Here is a 20533-nt window from a genome sequence, read left to right on the forward strand (position 1 = left end):
CGCGATGAAGCCATTCGCCACATCAGCGGTCCTTCATGCCCTGGTCCTGACCTGGGGCCTGTGGCACTTCCAGCCCGCGCCCCTGGACCTGACCCAGGGCGAGGCGCTGCCGGTTTCCGTCGTGCCGATCGAGGAATACAGCGAAGTCGTCGCCGGCGACGACGAGGCGCCGATGACCGAGACGCCGGCCCCCACGCCCACCCAGGCGCCCGAGCGCACACCCATGCCGGCTGAAAATGTGGGCGAGAACGAGGTCGACCTCGACACCCCGCCACGGCCGCAGGAGGCCCCGCGCGAAACGGTCCAGACCGCGACGGCCGATGCGCCGCCGCCGGCCGCCGAACCCGAACCGGAACCGCAACCGCAGGAAGCGCCGCCGGAAGAAGCCACGCCCGAGCCCGTGCCGGTGCCTGAGCCCGAGCCCGAGCCCGAGCCGCAGCCGACCGAACAGGCGGCCGTGGAGCCGGCGCCCGAGCCCGAGCCGCAGCTTCCGCAGAACGTGCCGACGCCGCAGGTCCGGCCGCAACCGCCGCAGCCGGTCGAGACGCCGCGGCCGCAGCCGACCCGCACCGCCGAGCGCACGCCGCAGGAGCGCCCGGCGCAGGACCAGACCGAACGCGAGTTCGATGCCGACGAGATCGCGGCCCTTCTCAATCGCGAGCAGTCGGCCGGTGGCGGCGCACGCCGTTCGGAACAGGCGGCTTCGCTCGGCGGGCAGCGCACCACCGGCGCCAAGCTGAGCCAGAGCGAGCTGGATGCGCTGCGTGCGCAGGTGCAGCGCTGCTGGTCGCCGCCGGCGGGCATTTCGGACGCCGGTACGCTGCGCGTCTCGATCCAGATGCAGCTCGACCCGTCGGGCGCGCTGATCGGCGTGCCGCAGATCGTCAATGGTGGCGGCAGCTCGACGGCCGAACGCGTGGCCGGGGAGGCCGCCGTGCGCGCCGTGCGCCGCTGCGCGCCCTATTCGCTGCCGAGCGACAAGTACGATAGCTGGCGCCAGGTCCAGATCAACTTCGATCCCAGCCAGATGTTCTGAGGGCAGACCGGATGATGCGCTACGCAAGACACGCCGATCGATCCAGGACTGCCGGGGTCGGCCGCCACCCCGCCCGGAAGGGCGATCGACAGGAATTCGTCCCGGAACCAAAGGGGTCCCGAACCATGACATCCATTCTCAAGCCCATGCTGGCCGGACTGGCCCTGGTCCTGTGCGGCCTTGGCGCAACCGCGCCCGCAAGGGCGCAGGTCGAGATCGACATCACGCAGGGCAATATCCAGCCCCTGCCCATCGCGATCCCGGCCTTCCAGTCGTCCAACCAGCTCGGCCAGCAGATCACCGACGTCGTGACGGCGGATCTGAAGCGCTCTGGCCTGTTCGCGCCCATTGCGCCGGCGGCCTTCATCCAGCGTGATATCGGACCGGACGTGACGCCGCGCTTCCAGGACTGGACCGTCCTGAACGCGCAGGCGCTGGTGGCGGGCCGCGTCACGCCGGAGGCGGACGGGCGGCTGCGGGTCGAGTTCCGGCTCTGGGATATCTATGCCGGCCAGCAGCTCGACGGGCAGCAATTCTATGCCAATCCCGACAATTGGCGGCGGATCGCGCATATCATCTCGGACCTGATCTATGAGCGCCTGACGGGCGAGAAGGGCTACTTCGACACCCGCGTCGTCTTCGTCGACGAGACCGGGCCCAAGGATCAGCGCCGCAAGCGCCTGGCGATCATGGACCAGGACGGCGCCAATGTGCGCTACCTCTCGCAGGGGAACGACCTCGTCCTGACGCCGCGCTTCTCGCCCAACCGGCAGGAAATCACCTATATGTCCTTCGGGCAGGGTGATCCGCGCGTCTATCTGCTGCAGCTCGAGACCGGCCAGCGCGAGATCGTCGGGAACTTCCCCGGCATGACCTTCGCGCCGCGCTTTTCGCCCGATGGCCAGCGGGTCATCATGAGCCTGCAGCAGGATGGCTCGTCCAACATCTATTCGCTGGACCTGCGCTCCCGCGCGACGACGCGCCTGACCTCCACCAACGCCATCGACACCTCGCCCTCCTATTCGCCGGACGGCTCGAAGGTGGTCTTCGAGAGCGATCGTGGCGGGCGGCCGCAGATCTACGTCATGGGCGCCGATGGCAGCGGCCAGACGCGCATCTCCTTCGGGCAGGGGTCCTATTCCACCCCGGTCTGGTCCCCGCGCGGCGATCTGATCGCCTTCACCAAACAGTCCGGCGGCCAGTTCCAGATCGGCGTGATGCGCCCCGACGGTTCGGGCGAACGCATCCTGACCTCGGGCTTCCACAATGAAGGCCCGACCTGGGCCCCGAACGGACGCGTGCTCATGTTCTTCCGCGACGATCGTGGAAGCGGCGGGCCGGCGCTCTATTCGATCGACCTGACCGGCCGCAACGAGCAGCGGGTCGCCACGCCGAACTACGGTTCGGACCCGGCCTGGTCGCCCTCTCTGGAATAGTCACGCAGGGCGCCGGTACAGGCCCAAAAAGGTGGGCCCGGCGCCAGCGCGTTGACCTCGCGTTAACCCAGACCACGGTAAACGCAAACTCACCGTGATCGATCAAATTCGAAGGAGTCGGCCAATGCGCCGCATCGCTCTAGGCACACATAGCCGTATTGCTTTGGCGCTTGTCGCCGCGCTCGCCCTTGCCGGCTGCGCCAAGAAGAACCAGGGCCTGCCGGACAATGCCGGCGGGTTGGGCCTCGGCGGCGCAGGCGGCTACGGCGCTGCGGGCAGCGCGGCGCCGGGCACGCAGCAGGACTTCACCGTCAATGTCGGAGACCGGATCTTCTTCGATACGGATTCGACCTCGATCCGCGCCGACGCGCAGCAGACCCTGGCCCGTCAGGCCCAGTGGCTGAACCAGTACCCGAACTACCAGATCGTCGTGGAAGGCCATGCCGACGAGCGCGGCACGCGTGAATACAACCTGGCGCTGGGCGCCCGCCGCGCCGCCGCCGCGCGCGACTACCTCGCCTCCCAGGGCGTATCCTCGGCCCGCATGCGCACCATCTCCTACGGCAAGGAGCGGCCGGTGGCCGTTTGCGACGACATTTCCTGCTGGTCGCAGAACCGCCGCGCCGTCACCGTGCTCAGCGGCGCGGGAAGCTGAGCCGCGGCCGCGCATGGCGCGGCTGCAACAGTCTGGCGTCAATGTGAACGGCCCTTCGGGGCCGTTCGTCGTTTCTGCCGAGGCTTGCGCCAAACTGTCAAAATTTGGCCGAACTGGCATTCTCCACAGAGTAAAGGAAGCGTAAAACCGATGTCGGCCGGGCTGGCTCCGATGGGGCTGGCCGGGATGCTTTGAATCCTTCAGGGGAATGAGAATGACCTTTCGTTTCGGCTCCCGCAGCCTTCGCCTGACGCTGGTTGCGCTGTGCGCCGGCGTTGCCATGGCGCAGCCTGCTTCCGCCATCGACCTGTTCGGCGGACAGCGCAACCAGGCCCCTGTCGTCTTGGCGCAGGCCGGCGGCGACACCACCGTGCGCATTTCGCAGCTGGAAGAGGAAATCCGCCGGCTAACGGGCAAGGTGGAGGAAATGTCCTTCATGGTGCTCCAACTGCAGGAGCAGCTGCGCAATGCGCAGGAAGACAACGAACTCCGCTTCCAGGACCTGGAAGGCGGCCGCGGCGGCGGCGGCCAGACCGGCCAGCGCAGCGGCAGCCTTGCGCCGGCCACGCCCGCACCGACGGCGACGGCGCAGGCTCCGGCCGCCGCCAGCGGCGGCAGCGGCGATTCCGATTTTGCCACCGGCACCGGTGGCGGAAACACGGTCGCCTCGTCCGGCGGCGACGAGATCGGCTCGATCCTCAACTCCGCCATCGATGGCGGGGCCTTCGGCTCTGCATCCTCGGCGACGCGCTCCGATACGGTGGCTGCGGTGCAGCCGCGCAACGAGTCCGACCTGTATGGCCTTGGTTACAACTACCTTCTGGCCGGGGAATACGTCATGGCGGAGGAAACATTCCGCCAATACACCCAAACCTATCCGAACGCCGAAAACGCCGCGGATGCGCAATACTGGCTGGGCGAAAGCCTGTTTGCCCAGAAAAAGTACCGCGATGCCGCCGAAGTCTTCCTAACGGCGCAGAAGCAGCACGCCAACAGCAGCAAGGGGCCCGAAATGCTCCTGAAGCTCGGCATGTCCCTGGCGGCGCTCGACAACCGCGACACCGCCTGTGCAACCTACTCGGAAGTCGAGAAGCGCTATCCGAGCATGAGCGACAATGTGCGCCGCAAGCTGCAGGCCGAAGAAAGAACGTCCCGCTGCAGCTGACGCGCGACGACCCGGTTCCTGCCGCCGAGGCGGCTGAACTGTTGAGGGCCGTCCTGCCGCTGCGGACCGCGCCCACCGTGCTTCTGGCCGTATCCGGGGGCGCTGATTCCACTGCGCTCCTCTGCCTTGCATCGCAGGCCCGCGAGATCCTGCCGGACATTGCCTTCAGCGTCGCCACAGTCGATCACGGATTGCGCCCGGAGGCCGCTGCGGAAGCGCAATGGGTGGCTGCCTTAAGCGCCCGCCACGGGCTTGAACATCGAACCCTGCGCTGGCGCCCTTCGCAGATCCGGGGCAATCTCGCCGCTGCCGCGCGGGATGCGCGCTATCGTCTTTTGGCGCAGGAAGCAGCGCGCCTCGGCGCCGCTGCCATCCTCACGGCCCATCACCGCGACGACCAGATCGAGACGCATCTTCTGGCTGCCGCCCGGGGCGGGCACGGGCTTCTCCTGGCGGGCATGCGGCCGGTGCGTGCGCTTCGCCCCGGCATCGCGCTGGCCCGCCCCTTCCTCAACCTGCCGTCCGAGCGCTTGCGCGCGACCCTGACCGCCAAGGGCCAAGGCTGGCTGGAGGATCCGACCAACCGCAACCCCGACTATGCGCGGGTGCGGGCGCGATTCGCTCTGAACAAGGGCTTGTACAATCGTGCGGAGCTTCTGTGCGCCATCGGCGCAGCGCAGACCCTGCGCGCAGAGCATGATGCGCAACTGAGCAAGGTCATCGCCGATCTGACCCTGCGGGGCGCCCTCGACATATTGGAGGACGGGATCGTGCAGATCGATGCCGATGCGCTGGCGCTCCAGGCGGACGCCATCGGGGCGGCCCTGATGGCGCGGGCTGTCACCGCCGCCTCGGGATCGGCCGTCCCGCCGGCTGCGCGGGCCGTGCGGGCGCTTCCGATCTTCCGGGGTGCATCCGCTGCGACGCTGTCCGGCGCCCGGCTCGTCCGCAACGGCAGCACCTTGTTGATCCACCGCGAATATGGCCGAACGGGGCAGTTTTCGCTTGAGCCCATGGGGGAGGGCAGCGTCTGGTTCGACCGGCGGTTCATCGTCCGGGCCGTCGGGCCGGGCAGGCTGGCGGCCTTCGGGGCCACGGGGCGCGGCAATGCGATCAGCCGCACCCTGCCCGTGCTGGTGGGTGCGGACGGCGATATCGCCGCCGCGCATCCGGCCTTGCGCCAGGCTTCCAAGTCCGAGCTGGACGTTAGGGAGACCGTCGGCTGGCGGCTGACGGCGGACCTTCCGGGCGACCCGCTGGGCCGGCATTGCGCCGAGCGAACACCGAAAATTCAAGTGCCTACGTCCAATTTGCCCGAATTGCGCCCTTGCCTGTTGGCAAGCAAATGACGGATCACTATTTTGACGAGGACGGACAGGCCGTCGCTTCCGGTCCGGTACGATCGTGCAGGGCCGCGGCGCTAATCCAGGACGGGTAATGAACCAGAATTTCAGGAATTTCGCCCTGTGGGCGATCATCGCGCTGCTGCTGATCGCGCTGTTCCAGCTCTTTTCGAACGGATCGCAGACCGCGGCTTCGCGCGAGATACCCTATTCCCAGTTCCTTACGGACGTTCAGGGCAACCGTGTCCGTTCGGTCACCATCCAGGGTCCGCGCATCACCGGCACCTACACGGACAACTCCAATCCGTTCCAGACCTATGCGCCGAGCGATCCCGAACTGGTCAGCCGGCTGGAAACGGCAGGCGTGCAGATCAGCGCCAGCCCGCCGGCCGACAACACCAACCCGATCTGGTCGATGCTCCTGTCCTTCGGGCCGATCCTCCTCATCCTCGGCGTGTGGATCTTCCTCATGCGGCAGATGCAGGGTGGGGCAGGCGGCAAGGCCATGGGCTTCGGCAAGTCCAAGGCCAAGCTCCTGACCGAAGCGCATGGCCGCGTGACGTTCGCGGACGTGGCCGGCGTGGACGAGGCCAAGCAGGATCTGGAAGAGATCGTGGAGTTCCTGCGCGAGCCGCAGAAGTTCCAGCGCCTCGGCGGCAAGATCCCCCGCGGCGTGCTCCTCGTGGGCCCTCCGGGCACCGGCAAGACGCTTCTCGCCCGGTCCGTGGCGGGCGAGGCGAACGTCCCTTTCTTCACCATTTCCGGTTCCGACTTCGTCGAGATGTTTGTCGGCGTGGGTGCTTCGCGCGTGCGTGACATGTTCGAGCAGGCCAAGAAGAACGCGCCCTGCATCATCTTCATCGACGAAATCGACGCCGTTGGGCGGCACCGTGGTGCGGGCCTTGGCGGCGGCAACGACGAGCGCGAGCAGACGCTGAACCAGCTCCTGGTCGAGATGGATGGCTTCGAAGCCAATGAGGGCATCATCCTCATCGCCGCGACCAACCGACCGGACGTGCTGGACCCTGCACTGCTGCGTCCGGGCCGCTTCGACCGCCAGGTCATGGTGCCCAATCCGGATGTCGGTGGCCGCGAGAAGATCCTGAAGGTGCACGTGCGCAATGTGCCGCTGGCGCCGAACGTCGATCTGAAGACCATTGCGCGCGGCACACCCGGTTTCTCCGGCGCCGACCTGTCCAACCTCGTCAACGAGGCTGCGCTCATGGCGGCGCGTCGCTCCAAGCGCCTTGTCACCATGCTCGAATTCGAGGATGCCAAGGACAAGGTGATGATGGGCGCCGAGCGCCGATCCATGGCCATGACCGAGGACGAGAAGCGCCTGACCGCCTATCACGAGGCCGGGCATGCCCTGGTTGGCATCTACGAGCCGGGCAACGACCCCTTGCACAAGGTGACCATTATTCCGCGTGGCCGGGCGCTGGGCGTCACGATGAACCTTCCCGAGCGTGACCGCTACGGCATGCGCAAGAACGAGATGGAAGCCAGGCTGTCCATGATCTTCGGTGGCCGTGCCGCCGAGGAGATCATCTACGGGCTCGACAACGTCACGACCGGCGCGTCCAACGATATCCAGCAGGCCACCAACATGGCGCGCGCCATGGTGATGGAATACGGCATGAGCGACAAGCTCGGCCGGCTGCGCTACCGACAGAACCAGGAGGAAGTTTTCTTAGGCCACTCTGTCTCGCAGCAGCAGAACATGTCCGAGGACACGGCGCGGCTGATCGATTCGGAGGTTCGCGGCATCATCGAGGTGGCCGAGAACCGCGCCCGCGCAATCCTGCGGGAGCATATCGAGGATCTGCACAAGCTGGCGAACGGGCTGCTCGAATACGAGACCCTGTCGGGCGACGAAGTGCGTGACCTTCTGGCCGGCAAGCCGCTGGCCCGCGACATGGGCGACGATACGCCCCCCTCGCGCGGATCAGCCGTACCCAAGGCCGGCCCGGCCAAGCCGAGCGGCAAGGAAGACGGTCTGGAACCACAGCCGACGACCTGATTGGACGGCGACTGGGAATGATGATGAAGGGCGCTCTTGGGCGCCCTTTCTTCGTTTTACGGGTCCCTCCAATGTGCAGCCGGGCTACCCTCGCGTCCCAAGGGTTGTATGGTGCTTTCTCGAAGGGCGTGGCGGGAGCATGCCGCCGGCATGTTATCCGGTGACATTCTTTTTTACTTTCGGTGTCATTCTGCTTGGCGATAGATGCGCGAAACGGTCGATGGGCAGCGAGACATGAAGAAATCCTATTTCGGCACAGACGGCATTCGCGGCCGCGCCAACCAGCATCCGATGACGGCGGAAATCGCCATGAAGGTCGCCATGGCGGCGGGCCTTGCCTTTCATCGGGGCAGCCACCGCCATCGCGTCGTCATCGGCAAGGATACGCGCCTGTCGGGCTACATGATCGAGAACGCCATGGTGGCAGGGTTCACTGCCGCCGGGGTGGATGTCTTCCTGGTCGGGCCGATGCCGACGCCGGCCGTCGCCATGCTGACCCGCTCGCTGCGCTGCGACATCGGCGTCATGATCTCCGCCTCGCACAATCCGTTCGAAGATAACGGCATCAAGCTCTTCGGGCCGGACGGCTACAAGCTGTCCGACGAACTGGAAGCGACGATCGAATCCTTGATCGACGAGGATCTGAGCCGCCGGCTGGCGGGTGCGGGGCAACTCGGCCGTGCCAAGCGTATCGATGGCGTCCATGACCGCTACATCGAATTTGCCAAGCGCACGCTCCCGCGTGACTTCACGCTGGATGGCATCCGCGTCGCCATCGACTGCGCGAACGGCGCCGCATACCGCGTGGCGCCCGCCGTCCTGTGGGAGCTCGGCGCCGAAGTCGTCGCCATCGGCGATGAGCCGAACGGCGTGAACATCAACCTGAATTGCGGCTCTACCAACCCTGTCGCCCTGTCGGCGAAGGTGCGGGAGGTGCGGGCCGATATCGGCATTGCGCTGGATGGCGATGCGGACCGCGTCCTGATCGTGGACGAAAACGGCGCCATCGTGGATGGCGACCAGCTCATGGCCGTCATCGGCGAAGCCTGGGCCGAGGAGGGGCGGTTGGCTGCCGGCGGCGTCGTGGCCACGATCATGTCCAATCTCGGGCTCGAGCGCTTCTTTGGCGATCGCGGGATCGAGCTTGCCCGCACCAAGGTCGGCGATCGCTATGTCGTGGAGCATATGCGCCAGCATGGCTACAATGTCGGCGGCGAGCAATCCGGTCACATCGTCCTGTCGGATTTCGGCACGACCGGGGACGGGCTGATCTCCGCATTGCAGTTGCTGGCCGTCGTGGCCCGCAAGGGACAGCCGGTCTCGGAAGCGGCGCGCCGCTTCGAGCCGGTGCCGCAGGTCTTGAAGAATGTCCGCGTGGGCGGCGGCCGGCCGCTGGAGCGCACCGACGTGCGGGAGGCGATCGACAGCGGACGCGCGCGCCTGGGTGCCGCCGGGCGCATCGTCATCCGCCCCTCGGGCACCGAGCCCTTGATCCGGGTCATGGCGGAAGGGGACGACGAGCGCCTCGTCAACGACGTCGTGGACGATATCGTCGGCGTTCTGAAGAGCGAGCAGCAGGCCGCCTGAGCGCGGTTCAGCTTGGGGCAGGGCTGCCTCGATAGGTTGATCTCCGAACAGAAGCGGAGTGAAGCCCGGACATGAAGCGCAGCCTGCCAGTTCTCGCCATACTCGTCTGCGTGGGCGGGGCGCATGCCAGCGACCTTTCCGCCGCGCCCGACATCGGCGCAAGCATCGGGGCCGATACGGGTTGGTACGGTCGGATCGATGCCGCCCATACGCTTGCCGACGATGCGGACCGGCTGGGCGGCTTCGTGGGCGGCACCAGCCTGACCGGCTTCCTGGACAATGGCACGGCGCTCATGGGAGGCGTCGGCATCGGATACAAATTCACCGATATCTGGCGCGCCGACGTGACGGCGCGTTACGGCAGTGACGACGTGAATGGCGGCGCGGACGCCGCCGCCCTGTGCGGTGCGGGCTGCAGCCTCGAAGCGCTCGCACGCCGCGAGACGGTCGATCTCGACTTCAACCTCTATGCCGATCTCGGCACCATCATGGGCGTGACCCCCTATGTCGGCGCCGGCATCGGCCTTGGCCATGTCAGCTACGAGGCACCGGCTGCCGGCCTGTGCGGCACTGGGGGCTGCGTCGAACGTCTGCCGGTGTCCGGCGGAGATGGCTGGCGGACCAACTGGTCGCTCATGGCCGGGGCGGCCTATGGGATCACGGAGCGTGTTCTCGTCGATCTCGGCTACCGTTACACCTATTCGGACGATGGCGATCTCCTGACGGCAAGCCTGCCCGATGGCAGCAGCCTTGCGCTGAAGGACGATGGGTCGGAGCGCCACATGGTCACGCTCGGATTGCGGCTGCGGTTCGACTAAGACAAAAAGTGTGAAGGATGCACCTTTCGCCGCTTGACTGTGTCGGGCGGGGGGCTTAGCACCGTCAGTGGGACACGCCTCCCCAACGAGGCGCTTCTATCTGAGAGGGTAGCTTTATGGCTCCGATCGCCAAACCGGCCGCACGCCCGGCCAATCCCCGTTTCTCGTCTGGCCCCTGCGCCAAGCGTCCCGGTTGGACGCTGGATGCGCTGTCTGATGCGGCTTTGGGCCGCTCGCACCGCGCCAAGCTCGGCAAGGCGAAGCTTCTACAAGCTATCGACGATACGCGCGCCGTGCTTGGCGTGCCCGCCGACTATCGCATCGGCATCGTCCCGGCATCCGATACGGGTGCCGTCGAGATGGCCATGTGGTCCCTCCTGGGCGCGCGGCCCGTGGACATGCTAGCCTGGGAAAGCTTCGGCGCCGGCTGGGTGACCGATGTGGTCAAGCAGCTCAAGCTCGCCGATGCCCGCGTGCTCGAAGCGCCCTACGGATCGATCGTCGATTTTGCCGATGTCGATTTCGATCATGATGTCGTCTTCACCTGGAATGGAACGACATCCGGCGTTCGCGTTCCCAATGGCGATGCGATACCGGCCGACCGCGCCGGGCTGACCATCTGCGACGCAACCTCGGCGGCCTTCGCCCAGGATCTGCCCTATGACAAGCTCGACGTCGTCACCTTCTCCTGGCAGAAGGTGCTGGGCGGCGAGGCGGCGCACGGCGTCATCATCCTGAGCCCGCGTGCCGTCGAACGGCTGCTGACCTATAAGCCGGCCTGGCCGCTGCCAAAGCTGTTCCGCATGACCTCTGGCGGAAAGCTCAGCGAAGGCATCTTCAAGGGCGAGACGATCAACACGCCCTCCATGCTCTGCGTTGAGGATTACCTCGACGCGCTGGGCTGGGCCAAGTCGATCGGCGGGCTGGAAGGGCTGAAGGCCCGCGCCAACGCCAATCTGGCGGAGATCGAGGCCTTCGTGGCGGCAAACGACTGGATCGACTTTCTGGCGCAGGATGCGGCGATCCGATCGAACACATCGGTCTGCCTGACCTTCACGGCGCCGGAAATCGTGGCCCTGCCGAAAGAGCAGCAGGATGCTTTCGCCAAGGGCGTCGCCGCGCTTCTGGAGAAGGAAGGCGTCGCACTCGACATCGGCGCCTATCGCGATGCACCTCCGGGGCTGCGCATCTGGGCCGGTGCTACGGTCGAAACCGCCGATATCGCGGCACTCATGCCGTGGCTCGCCTATGCCTATGAGGCACAACGGACGACGCTGGCAACGGCCGCCTGAGGGCAGCCGGCAACGGCGCGGGGCGGCAAGGCTGCCCCGTCATCCGCTATCTTTATGATCCGATCTTCATTTTCAGGGGCGGCCCGGGCCGTCACCACAACGTCAGGTTATAGCCATGGCTCGCGTACTCGTATCCGACAAACTGTCCAAGACAGCCGTCCAGATTTTCAAGGACCGCGGGGTCGAGGTCGACTATCTGCCGGACCTCGGCAAGGACAAGGAAAAGCTCCTCGAGGTGATCGGCCAGTATGACGGCCTTGCCATCCGTTCCGCCACCAAGGTGACGGAAAAGGTGATCGAGGCGGCCGGCAAGCTCAAGGTCATCGGGCGTGCCGGTATCGGTGTCGACAATGTCGACATACCGGCTGCGAGCCGCAAGGGCATCATCGTGATGAACACGCCCTTCGGCAACTCGATCACCACGGCGGAGCATGCCGTGGCGATGATGTTCGCCGTGGCACGCCAGCTCCCTGCCGCCGATGCCTCGACCCAGGCCGGCAAGTGGGAAAAGAACCGCTTCATGGGTGTGGAGATCACCGGCAAGACGCTCGGCATCATCGGTTGCGGCAATATCGGCGCCATCGTCGCCGCGCGCGGCGTGGGGCTGAAGATGCGCGTCATCGCCTTCGATCCCTTCCTGTCGGCGGAGCGGGCGGCGAATATGGGCATCGAGAAGGTCGAGCTCGAGGAGCTGTTCCGCCGCGCGGACTTCATCACCTTGCACACGCCGCTGACCGACAAGACCCGCAACATCATCGACGCGGCGTCCATCGCCAGCATGAAGGACGGCGTGCGCATCATCAATTGCGCGCGCGGCGGGCTGATCGTCGAGCAGGATCTGGCGGACGCGATCCGCTCGGGTAAGGTGGCTGGCGCGGGCATCGATGTCTTCGAGGTCGAGCCGGCGACGGACAGCCCGCTCTTCGGGCTGGACAACGTCGTGTGCACGCCGCATCTCGGCGCATCGACGACCGAGGCGCAGGAGAATGTCGCCTTGCAGGTCGCCGAGCAGATGGCCGACTACCTGACCAAGGGGGCGGTGTCCAACGCGCTGAACATGCCTTCCATCACCGCCGAGGAAGCTCCGATCCTGACGCCCTATGTCAAGCTTGCCGAGATCCTCGGAAGCTTCGCGGGGCAGCTGACGGACGAGCCCATCCTGGAGGTCGAGATCCTGTTCGACGGCGCCCCCGCCGGCATGAACACGCGCGCTCTGACATCCGCCGCCCTGGCGGGGCTCCTGAAGCCGCAGATGCAGACCGTTAACATGGTTTCCGCGCCCTTGATGGCCAAGGAGCGCGGGATCGCGGTTTCCGAAGTGCGCCGCGACAAGTCGGGCGTCTTCGACGGCTATGTGCAGCTGACGGTCAAGACCGATAAGCAGAGCCGCTCGGTTGCGGGGACCTGCTTCTCCGACGGCAAGCCGCGCTTCATCATGATCAAGGGCATCAGCATGGAAGCCGAAGTCGGCCGTCACATGCTCTACACCGCCAATCGGGACATTCCCGGCGTCATCGGTGAGCTCGGCATGACCTTCGGCCGCAATGGAATCAACATCGCCAATTTCCATCTGGGCCGCGATCATGAGGGCGGCAGCGCGATCGCGCTCCTGTATCTCGATGCGCCGCTGGACGAGGCCTTCCTGAACGAGGTGCGCCAGTTGAACGCGATCGGCCAGGCGAAGCTCCTGTCCTTCGACGTCTGAGGCATCTGCCAAAACCATCGGCATCACGAAGGGCGCCGGCGGCGCCCTTTGTCATGTGCGGGCGTCCACGGAATTGAGTGCTCGCATACGCGGCGGGCATTCTCTATAGTCCCGCGCGTTTGTGGGGCTGGCGCGACGCGCATGCCCAACAGCGCGCCCACGGGTCACGGGGCCGCTCCCATACCAAGATCAAGGGCCGAGGTCGCCCGCAGGAGAATGCATGGGTAATTGTGTTGTCGTCGGATCCCAGTGGGGAGACGAAGGGAAGGGCAAGATCGTCGACTGGCTCTCCGAGCGGGCCGACGTGGTCGTGCGGTTCCAGGGCGGGCACAATGCCGGACATACTCTGGTGGTGGACGGCACCAGCTACAAGCTTTCGCTGCTGCCATCCGGCGTGGCCCGCAAGGGTAAGCTCTCGGTCATCGGCAACGGTGTCGTCTTCGACCCGCACGCCTTTGTGGCCGAGCGCCGCCGGCTGGAAGGCCAGGGGCTTTCCATCTCTCCCCAAAGCCTGCGCATTGCCGACAACGCCGCACTGATCCTGTCGCTTCACCGCGAACTCGATGCCATCCGCGAGAATGCCGCAGGCGGCACGAAGATCGGTACGACCAAGCGGGGCATCGGCCCGGCCTACGAGGACAAGGTCGGCCGCCGCGCCATCCGCGTCATGGACCTGGCGGAGCCGGACGCGCTGCCGGAACGGATCGAGCGCCTGCTCGCCCATCACAACCCGCTGCGGCGTGGCCTTGGAGAGGCCGAGATCGATGCTGGTGCGCTCCTGGAGGAGCTGACCAGCGTGGCAGCTGAGATCACGCCCTACATGGACCGCGTCTGGCGGCTTCTCGACGAACGTCGCAAGGCGGGCGACCGGATCCTCTTCGAAGGCGCGCAGGGAACGCTGCTCGACATCGATCACGGGACCTACCCCTTTGTGACATCCTCCAACACGGTGGCTGGCCAGGCCGCGGCCGGTTCCGGCCTGGGCCCGTCAGCCGCGGGCTTCGTGCTCGGCATCACCAAGGCCTATACGACCCGCGTGGGGGAGGGGCCCTTCCCGACCGAACAGGACAACGAGATCGGCCAGTTCCTCGGTGAGAAGGGACATGAGTTCGGCACGGTAACGGGGCGCAAGCGGCGCTGCGGCTGGTTCGACGCGGTCCTGGTGCGTCAGGCCGTCGCCATCAACGGCATTCACGGCCTTGCGCTGACCAAGCTCGACGTTCTCGACGGGCTGGACGAGATCAAGATCGGCGTCGGTTACGAGCTCGATGGCGAAGAAATCGATTATTTTCCGGCCAGCCTGGCGGCCCAGCGCCGTGTGAAACCCATTTATCGCACGGTCGAAGGGTGGAAAGATACAACCGCAGGTGCGCGCTCCTGGAGCGATCTGCCCGCACAGGCGGTCAAATACGTGCGCGAGATCGAGGAACTCGTCGGGGCGCCGGTTGCACTTCTCTCCACATCTCCGGAGCGTGACGACACGATACTTGTTCGCGATCCGTTTCAGGACTAAGTTCCAGCCCCATTGTACCGAAGCAGTCGAGAGTAATCCATAGCCATGGCGGATCTGAGCGCCGTTCTCCGAAAGACGATCGACGGTCTGCCTGGTGCAAGCCCGCAATTGCGCGCCAAGGTCTATGAAAAGGCCCGCGCGGCCATCGAACGACAGATTTCGATGGCCAGCCCGCCTCTGGCCGATGATGTCGCCGCTGCGCGTCTGGCCGCGCTCGAGGATGCGATCGTCCGGACGGAGCGGCATTACGAGGACCTGGATGCTGCCGGCAGCCAGGACGGCGGCGTCGACGGCCCCGCCCACCATGCCGAGCCGATGACGCCGGCTGCGCCCATGGGCCCGGCCGCGACCCTTGGTGCCGCGAGCGCTCCTGAGCCGCGTGATTCCTATTCCGCCGGTTCGCGGCCCGGCGATGTCGGGGAAGTCGGCCCTGCCGCACCCCGGCACGACCCCGCCGACGACGAGTCCGGCATCGATGCCGGCCGCGGCGAGACCGCCATTCCAGCGCCCGACATGGGCGCGCCGCGCTATCCGAGCGCCCGCCGTCCGGCCGCCAAGACGCGTTCGCGCGTGCCGCTTCTGGCAGGTGTCGCCGTGCTCGTCATCGCCGGTGCTGCCGGTGCTGCCTATGTCGCAGGCGTGGATGTTTCCCGCTTCTTCGGCGGATCGACGCAGGAGCAGGAAGCGCAGGAGCCTGCGGCGCAGGCGCCGGAAGGGACAGACGCCGGTGAAACGCCGGATGTTGCGGCGACGGTGGATGCGCCCCCCGCCGAGCCTGCCGCCTCCGGCGATGCCGGGCAGGCTACGACAGGCCAGGACGGTGCAACAACGCCGGAGTCTCCTGCAACTGCCACGCCAGGAGCGGATTCTGCGCCGTCGCAGGATCCGGGCGAGCGCCAGTACACGCAGCGGCTTCTGCCGGATGGGACCGAGTCGGACCCGGGGCCGGGAACGTCGAGCGCCAACGTGTTCGATGAAGGTACGGATGTCGCGCCGGCTACGGCGGCGGCTCCGCCGCAGACTGCGAACCCGCCGGCTGCATCCGCTGCCACTGCAGCCCCCGTGCCTGAGGGCGCCGAGGTGGCTGTGTTCTACGAGGAGCGGTTCAACAACACGCCGGGATCGCAGCATTCCGGGCAGGTCCAGTGGAGCCTCGTCCAGGAGGCCCCCGCCGAGCGGCAACCGCCGGAACCCGCCATTCGCGGCGTCGTCCAGATTCCGGATCGCAACCTGACGATGACGATGACGATCCGGCGTAACGGTGACGCCACTCTGCCGGCAAGCCATGTCATCGAGATGATGTTCACCGTACCGCAGGACTTTGCGGGCGGAGAGATCGCCAGCGTGCAGCGCCTGGCGCTTAAGCCGACCGAGCAGGACCGCGGCCGGCCACTGATCGGCGTTGCCGGCAAAATCTCGGACGGCTTCTTCTGGATTGCCCTGAACGATCTGCAACAGGCCGTCGACGACAATCTCGGCCTTCTGGCCAATGAACAGTGGGTCGATATTCCGATCGCTTACGAGACAGGGCAGCGTGCACTCCTGTCCATTGCCAAAGGTTCGGAAGGCGCGACTGTCTTCCGCGAGGCGATCACCGCCTGGCAAGGCCGGGACTGAACAGCCAGCCCTCGACGCACCCCGGCCGCCATCGCAAACGGTTTGACACGATCGACACCTCCATCCGTGCGATGGGGGTGTTTTCGCATTAGTCGACGCAATACAGCGTAAACTGCGACATCATAAGACAACTCAGGATAATATAGCCGAAATTATTTCAATTTCCGGTACATGTACCGGAGAGTGCGCCTGTGAGATACTATATAGGAGGTATTTCTTTAGTATATTGAAGGTTGCGATGTTCGATTTCAAGAAAATCACCAGTGGTCTTGGCCTCGCGCGGAGCGGCGCCGGTGCCAAGGTCGGGCAGCCTTCCCAGCATCATCGGCCAGTGCCGGATGCAAATTATATCCTGTCCGACGGCTTGAACGCTTATGATATAGGCAACGGATCGTCCGCCCGGATGGAGCCCATCGCAGGGCGGCGGTACCGCATCCTGCGGCGGCGTATGGTCGATGGACATGAGGTCGTGGAAGAGGTCAGTCAGGCTGCCGTCCTGCGCACCTCGACTGCGGCCGACAGCGATCTCATTCTTCAGCTCGATGGCAAGACGCGCATCACATTCCAGAAATTCTATGCCGTTTGCGCCGATGACATGTGTGGCATCGAACTGCCCAATAGTGCGGGTGGTCGTGTTGTCATCAATGCGACGACGCCCGTTCAGCAGGCTTATACGCACGGCGGGGGGCTGGTCTACAGCTTCGGCGACCCCGACACGGTTCTGGCACTGACCGATAGTTTTTCACATTGGTTCGGCTCCAGCCCGATCGCCCATAACGTTGCCGAAGTCGCCAGCAGCGCATCGACCATGAGTAGCAAGCTGCCTTTGGCCTTGCTGGGGATTGCCGCGGCGGGCGGCGGCGCGGCCGCTTTCGCCGGTGGTGGTGGTGGTGGCGGCGGCGGCGGGGGCGTTGTTCCTGCGACGGAAATGGTGACCATCCGCGGTACCGTGGTCGCGGGACCGATCATCGTGGATCGGATCCTAAAAGTGTCGTTCTACAAGGTAGATGGAACCCCACTCGTCGAGAACGTCCTGGTTCTGCGGGATGGTTCTTTCTCGGCGAGTTTCGTGAAGGGTTACAGTGGCGTGATCGTCGCCAAGCTCGTCGATCCGGACGATCAGGTAGACTACCGCGACGAAGCCTCCAATGGATACCGGGATACGTCCAGACCGGCGTCAGCGTCCTGGTCGTGTAAGGCACCTGAGGCGGCGCCGTCGTAGAGCGGCGCCTGCCAGCACAGCTGCCTGTGCCGGTAAACGAAAAAGCCCGGCGTCACCGACGCCGGGCTTTTTCATACTTGAGAAATTCGGCACTCAGGCCGGGACGTGGCTCCGATCCGTCACGCGAAGAGCGCGTTGGGCAGCCTCTGCGCTGTCTCGCACGGCCTTCTGGACCTTTTCGAAGGCCCGCACCTCGATCTGCCGGACACGTTCCCGGCTGATGTCGAACTCGTCCGACAGGGCTTCCAGCGTCAACGGCTCCTCCGACAGGCGCCGTGCCTGGAAAATTCGCTTCTCACGGTCGTTCAGGACGTCCATGGCATCTTCCAGCATGGCGCGGCGCTGATCGAGCTCGTCCTCGCGGACCAGGATTTCTTCCTGGCTTTCGCTCTGGTCCACCAGCCAGTCCTGCCACTCGCCCGACTCACCCTCCGTCGCGCGGATCGGTGCGTTCAGCGATGCATCGCCGGACAGGCGGCGGTTCATCGACACGACCTCTTCTTCGCTCACGCCAAGCTGGGTCGCGATCTGGTTGACCTGGTCGGGCTTCAGATCGCCTTCGTCCAGGGCCTGGATCCGGCTTTTCATCTTGCGCAGGTTGAAGAACAGCCGCTTCTGGTTCGCGGTCGTGCCCATTTTGACCAGGCTCCAGGAGCGCAGGATGTATTCCTGGATCGATGCCTTTATCCACCACATGGCATAGGTTGCCAGGCGGAAGCCACGGTCGGCGTCGAAGCGCTTGACCGCCTGCATCAGGCCAACATTGCCCTCGGAAATGACCTCGCCGATCGGCAGGCCATAACCACGATATCCCATGGCGATCTTGGCGACGAGGCGCAAATGGCTGGTGACCAGCTTATGCGCGGCCTTGCGGTCACCATGTTCCACATAGGCCTTGGCCAGCATGTATTCTTCCTGCGGCTCCAGCATAGGGAACCTGCGAATCTCTTCCAGATAGCGGGTGAGACCACCCTCTCCGGATGCAATGCTGGGTAGATTGGCACTTGCCATCGATAACCCTCCGATCCGGCGGCCGCCAACATGGCCAACCGCGCTGCCGCCCGCCTTCCGGGATGATTGCGTTCCGAGCGGTCCGATCGCGGACAGGCAGACGGAACGAACCCCATGGCCGGGGCGGCCCAAACTTCATATGGGGATTGTTCAAGGCGTTTGCACGGACGCAAAACATTAAATCGGCGAAAGGTTCTCTCGCCGCCCGGGCAGGCCCAGCATGCGGCAGAGCCGCACCTTGCCATCCTAATGCGACAGGGCTTCCAGAAGTTCCGCCATATCGGCAGGCAGGGGAGATTCAAACAGCATTGCGGCACCGGAGATGGGGTGGCGAAAGCCGAGCAGGCGCGCGTGCAGCGCCTGGCGGCCAAGGGCTGCAAGCCGGTCGCCGGCCGGCGCGGGGAGCCGCGCCGCCTTGCTGCGAAAGCCGGCGCCGTAGAGATCGTCCCCCAGCAGGGGATGGCCGATATGGGCCAGATGGACGCGGATCTGGTGCGTGCGCCCGGTTTCCAGGCGGCAATCGATCTGTGTGACGAGCCCTTCGGCAAGCACGGCATCGACCCGGTAGTGGGTGATGGCCGCGCGCGCGTCCGGCCGGCCGGCCGGCACGACGGCGCGTTTGAGCCGATCCGTCCCGGAGCGGCCCAAGGCAGCATCGACGCAGCCTTCGCGGCGCAGCGGAACGCCCCAGGCAAGGGCCGTATAGGCGCGGTCGAGCCGGCCATCGCGCCCATGCGCGGCGAACTGCTCGGCCAGGCCGTGATGCGCCGCATCCGTCTTGGCGACGACCATGACGCCCGACGTGTCCTTGTCCAGTCTGTGGACGATGCCCGGCCGGCGCACGCCGCCAATGCCGGAAAGACTGTCGCCGCAATGGTGAAGGAGCGCGTTGACCAGGGTTCCGCCCCAGTTGCCCGCAGCAGGGTGAACCACCATTCCGGCCGGCTTGTCGATGACGATCAGCGCATCGTCCTCATACAGAATCGTCAGCGCGATCGGCTCGGGCAGGGGGTCGGCATCGACCAGCTCGGGCATGGACAGGTGGACGGTTTCGCCCGCCGTCATCCTGCGCCGGGGCTGGATCAACGCCGGGCCGCCGTCCAGCGCGGCGCCGCCTTCGGCGATGATGGACTGGATGCGGCTGCGCGACAATGCGCCGTTCAGGGCGCGGGTCAGGAACTGATCGAGGCGCATGCCGTCGCATGCCGTATCGACCCGGAAGCTGCTTGCCTCCGCCGCGTCTTCTTCTGTACCTGTGGGCCGGTGGTTCATCATCAGGAAAAGGCGCGACGCTCGACAATGACGGATGCTGACAGGGAGATGGCCGATACGATCGATCCGGCAACGGAGCGGTTGCGCCGCAAGATGGTTCGGCTTCTGGGCGTTTCCATCGGCATCATGTTCATCGGGGTTATGGCCGTGCTTGTGGCGGTTGTCTACCGTACCTCCGATTCCTCGGCACCCGCGCAAGGCGCCGCCATCCCCCTGCAATTGCCGGCGGGGGCGGAGATCGCCGAGACGAGCTTGAGCGGAGACTCGATCCTGATGCGGATTTTCGTGCCCGAGGGAGAATCGCTTCTGGTCTTCGATCGTGCGTCGGGCACGCTGGTCAACACCTATCCGCTCCAGCGCCGCTGACACGCCCAGAGATTGTGACGACTTCTAGACAGGCGTCGCGCCGGCCGCAGCCGGACCGGCTGAGCATCAAAGCGGCGGAACCTTGCGCGAAGCCAGTATTTTCAACGCCTTGACGGCTCATCCTGGTGCCTGTGACCGAAAGGTAACAGTGGCATCCAATCCGTGAAAGCGGCCATTGTTCGGCCCAATCGGGCAACCATATCCCTCACCACGCAACTGAAGCGTGAATGGAATGGCCGGCCAGAAACGATCTCCGGTCGGCAAACTGAGGGGTTTCAGAAATGAACCGTATTGCTCTTCTCCTGGCTTCGGCCGCTTTCGTAACGCCGGCCGTTGCTGCGGACGTCATCTATGAGGAGCCGGTTGCACCGGCGCCGGTCGTCGCTTTCGAGCCGGCCTTCACCTGGACCGGCTTCTATGTCGGTGGCCAGGCTGGCGTCGCCTTCAATCGTGACTCGGGTCTCTTCTCGACGGA

15 protein-coding genes and 2 pseudogenes are annotated in these 20533 nt (G+C 65.6%); 15 read left to right on the plus strand and 2 right to left on the minus strand.

Going from position 1 to position 20533, the window contains the following annotated elements; all coding sequences use genetic code 11:
• Window positions 1-4 precede the first annotated feature (4 nt).
• From AUL30_RS16005 to AUL30_RS16065, 13 genes are all read left to right on the plus strand, one after another.
• Entirely contained in the window at window positions 5-1036 is a 1032-nt protein-coding gene (locus tag AUL30_RS16005) for a cell envelope integrity protein TolA (RefSeq protein ID WP_062228882.1), read from the plus strand.
• A gap of 146 nt (window positions 1037-1182) precedes the next feature.
• Window positions 1183-2472, plus strand: a complete 1290-nt coding sequence (tolB, locus tag AUL30_RS16010) for a Tol-Pal system beta propeller repeat protein TolB (protein ID WP_244490869.1) — start codon at window positions 1183-1185, stop codon at window positions 2470-2472.
• 124 nt (window positions 2473-2596) lie between these two features.
• Window positions 2597-3127, plus strand: coding sequence for a peptidoglycan-associated lipoprotein Pal (gene pal / locus AUL30_RS16015; protein ID WP_062228884.1), 531 nt, complete (start codon window positions 2597-2599; stop codon window positions 3125-3127).
• 214 nt (window positions 3128-3341) lie between these two features.
• On the plus strand, window positions 3342-4292 hold the full coding sequence (gene ybgF / locus AUL30_RS16020; protein WP_062228885.1) for a tol-pal system protein YbgF: 951 nt from the start codon (window positions 3342-3344) through the stop codon (window positions 4290-4292).
• Window positions 4293-4333: 41 nt separating this feature from the next.
• Window positions 4334-5641, plus strand: coding sequence for a tRNA lysidine(34) synthetase TilS (tilS, locus tag AUL30_RS16025; protein ID WP_062228886.1), 1308 nt, complete (start codon window positions 4334-4336; stop codon window positions 5639-5641).
• An 88-nt stretch (window positions 5642-5729) separates the two neighbouring features.
• Window positions 5730-7655, plus strand: coding sequence for an ATP-dependent zinc metalloprotease FtsH (ftsH, locus tag AUL30_RS16030; RefSeq protein WP_062228887.1), 1926 nt, complete (start codon window positions 5730-5732; stop codon window positions 7653-7655).
• 234 nt (window positions 7656-7889) lie between these two features.
• Window positions 7890-9242, plus strand: coding sequence for a phosphoglucosamine mutase (gene glmM, locus AUL30_RS16035; protein WP_062228928.1), 1353 nt, complete (start codon window positions 7890-7892; stop codon window positions 9240-9242).
• A gap of 71 nt (window positions 9243-9313) precedes the next feature.
• Window positions 9314-10060, plus strand: a complete 747-nt coding sequence (locus tag AUL30_RS16040) for an outer membrane protein (RefSeq protein ID WP_062228888.1) — start codon at window positions 9314-9316, stop codon at window positions 10058-10060.
• Between the two features lie 116 nt (window positions 10061-10176).
• Window positions 10177-11352 carry a phosphoserine transaminase gene (locus tag AUL30_RS16045; protein WP_062228889.1) on the plus strand — a complete coding sequence of 392 codons (1176 nt, stop codon included), beginning with the start codon at window positions 10177-10179 and terminating at the stop codon, window positions 11350-11352.
• Window positions 11353-11467: 115 nt separating this feature from the next.
• On the plus strand, window positions 11468-13057 hold the full coding sequence (gene serA / locus AUL30_RS16050; protein WP_062228890.1) for a phosphoglycerate dehydrogenase: 1590 nt from the start codon (window positions 11468-11470) through the stop codon (window positions 13055-13057).
• Between the two features lie 220 nt (window positions 13058-13277).
• Window positions 13278-14570: an adenylosuccinate synthase gene (locus tag AUL30_RS16055; protein WP_062228891.1), complete on the plus strand. Its 1293-nt coding sequence runs from the start codon at window positions 13278-13280 to the stop codon at window positions 14568-14570.
• 45 nt (window positions 14571-14615) lie between these two features.
• A complete protein-coding gene (locus AUL30_RS16060) occupies window positions 14616-16187 on the plus strand; it encodes a hypothetical protein (protein ID WP_062228892.1) in 1572 nt (523 codons plus the stop codon).
• Between the two features lie 238 nt (window positions 16188-16425).
• Window positions 16426-17409: a hypothetical protein gene (locus AUL30_RS16065; protein WP_062228893.1), complete on the plus strand. Its 984-nt coding sequence runs from the start codon at window positions 16426-16428 to the stop codon at window positions 17407-17409.
• 93 nt (window positions 17410-17502) lie between these two features.
• On the opposite strand, the gene rpoH is transcribed toward AUL30_RS16065, so the two are convergent.
• Together rpoH and AUL30_RS16075 are read right to left on the minus strand one after the other, a co-directional pair.
• Window positions 17503-18420 carry an RNA polymerase sigma factor RpoH gene (rpoH, locus tag AUL30_RS16070; protein WP_062228894.1) on the minus strand — a complete coding sequence of 306 codons (918 nt, stop codon included), beginning with the start codon at window positions 18418-18420 and terminating at the stop codon, window positions 17503-17505.
• Between the two features lie 246 nt (window positions 18421-18666).
• The gene (locus AUL30_RS16075) at window positions 18667-19614 is read right to left on the minus strand and encodes an RluA family pseudouridine synthase (RefSeq protein ID WP_062228929.1); all 948 of its coding nucleotides are present in this window, start codon (window positions 19612-19614) and stop codon (window positions 18667-18669) included.
• 138 nt (window positions 19615-19752) lie between these two features.
• Between AUL30_RS16075 and AUL30_RS16080 the strand changes: the two are divergent.
• A pseudogene (locus tag AUL30_RS16080) lies at window positions 19753-20058 on the plus strand (DUF6476 family protein); the annotation flags it as partial.
• Window positions 20059-20339: 281 nt separating this feature from the next.
• Window positions 20340-20533, plus strand: a pseudogene (locus tag AUL30_RS16085) (outer membrane protein); the annotation flags it as partial.

The organism is Aureimonas frigidaquae, assembly GCF_001463905.1.
GTDB lineage: Bacteria > Pseudomonadota > Alphaproteobacteria > Rhizobiales > Rhizobiaceae > Aureimonas > Aureimonas frigidaquae.

Bases quoted from the DNA above. Each gene is read 5' to 3' on its own strand.
- AUL30_RS16005 (WP_062228882.1), top strand. From the start codon at position 5: ATGAAGCCATTCGCCACATCAGCGGTCCTTCATGCCCTGGTCCTGACC.
- tolB (WP_244490869.1), top strand. From the start codon at position 1,183: ATGCTGGCCGGACTGGCCCTGGTCCTGTGCGGCCTTGGCGCAACCGCG.
- pal (WP_062228884.1), top strand. From the start codon at position 2,597: ATGCGCCGCATCGCTCTAGGCACACATAGCCGTATTGCTTTGGCGCTT.
- ybgF (WP_062228885.1), top strand. From the start codon at position 3,342: ATGACCTTTCGTTTCGGCTCCCGCAGCCTTCGCCTGACGCTGGTTGCG.
- ftsH (WP_062228887.1), top strand. From the start codon at position 5,730: ATGAACCAGAATTTCAGGAATTTCGCCCTGTGGGCGATCATCGCGCTG.
- glmM (WP_062228928.1), top strand. From the start codon at position 7,890: ATGAAGAAATCCTATTTCGGCACAGACGGCATTCGCGGCCGCGCCAAC.
- AUL30_RS16040 (WP_062228888.1), top strand. From the start codon at position 9,314: ATGAAGCGCAGCCTGCCAGTTCTCGCCATACTCGTCTGCGTGGGCGGG.
- AUL30_RS16045 (WP_062228889.1), top strand. From the start codon at position 10,177: ATGGCTCCGATCGCCAAACCGGCCGCACGCCCGGCCAATCCCCGTTTC.
- serA (WP_062228890.1), top strand. From the start codon at position 11,468: ATGGCTCGCGTACTCGTATCCGACAAACTGTCCAAGACAGCCGTCCAG.
- AUL30_RS16055 (WP_062228891.1), top strand. From the start codon at position 13,278: ATGGGTAATTGTGTTGTCGTCGGATCCCAGTGGGGAGACGAAGGGAAG.
- AUL30_RS16060 (WP_062228892.1), top strand. From the start codon at position 14,616: ATGGCGGATCTGAGCGCCGTTCTCCGAAAGACGATCGACGGTCTGCCT.
- AUL30_RS16065 (WP_062228893.1), top strand. From the start codon at position 16,426: ATGTTCGATTTCAAGAAAATCACCAGTGGTCTTGGCCTCGCGCGGAGC.
- rpoH (WP_062228894.1), bottom strand. From the start codon at position 18,420: ATGGCAAGTGCCAATCTACCCAGCATTGCATCCGGAGAGGGTGGTCTC.
- AUL30_RS16075 (WP_062228929.1), bottom strand. From the start codon at position 19,614: ATGCGCCTCGATCAGTTCCTGACCCGCGCCCTGAACGGCGCATTGTCG.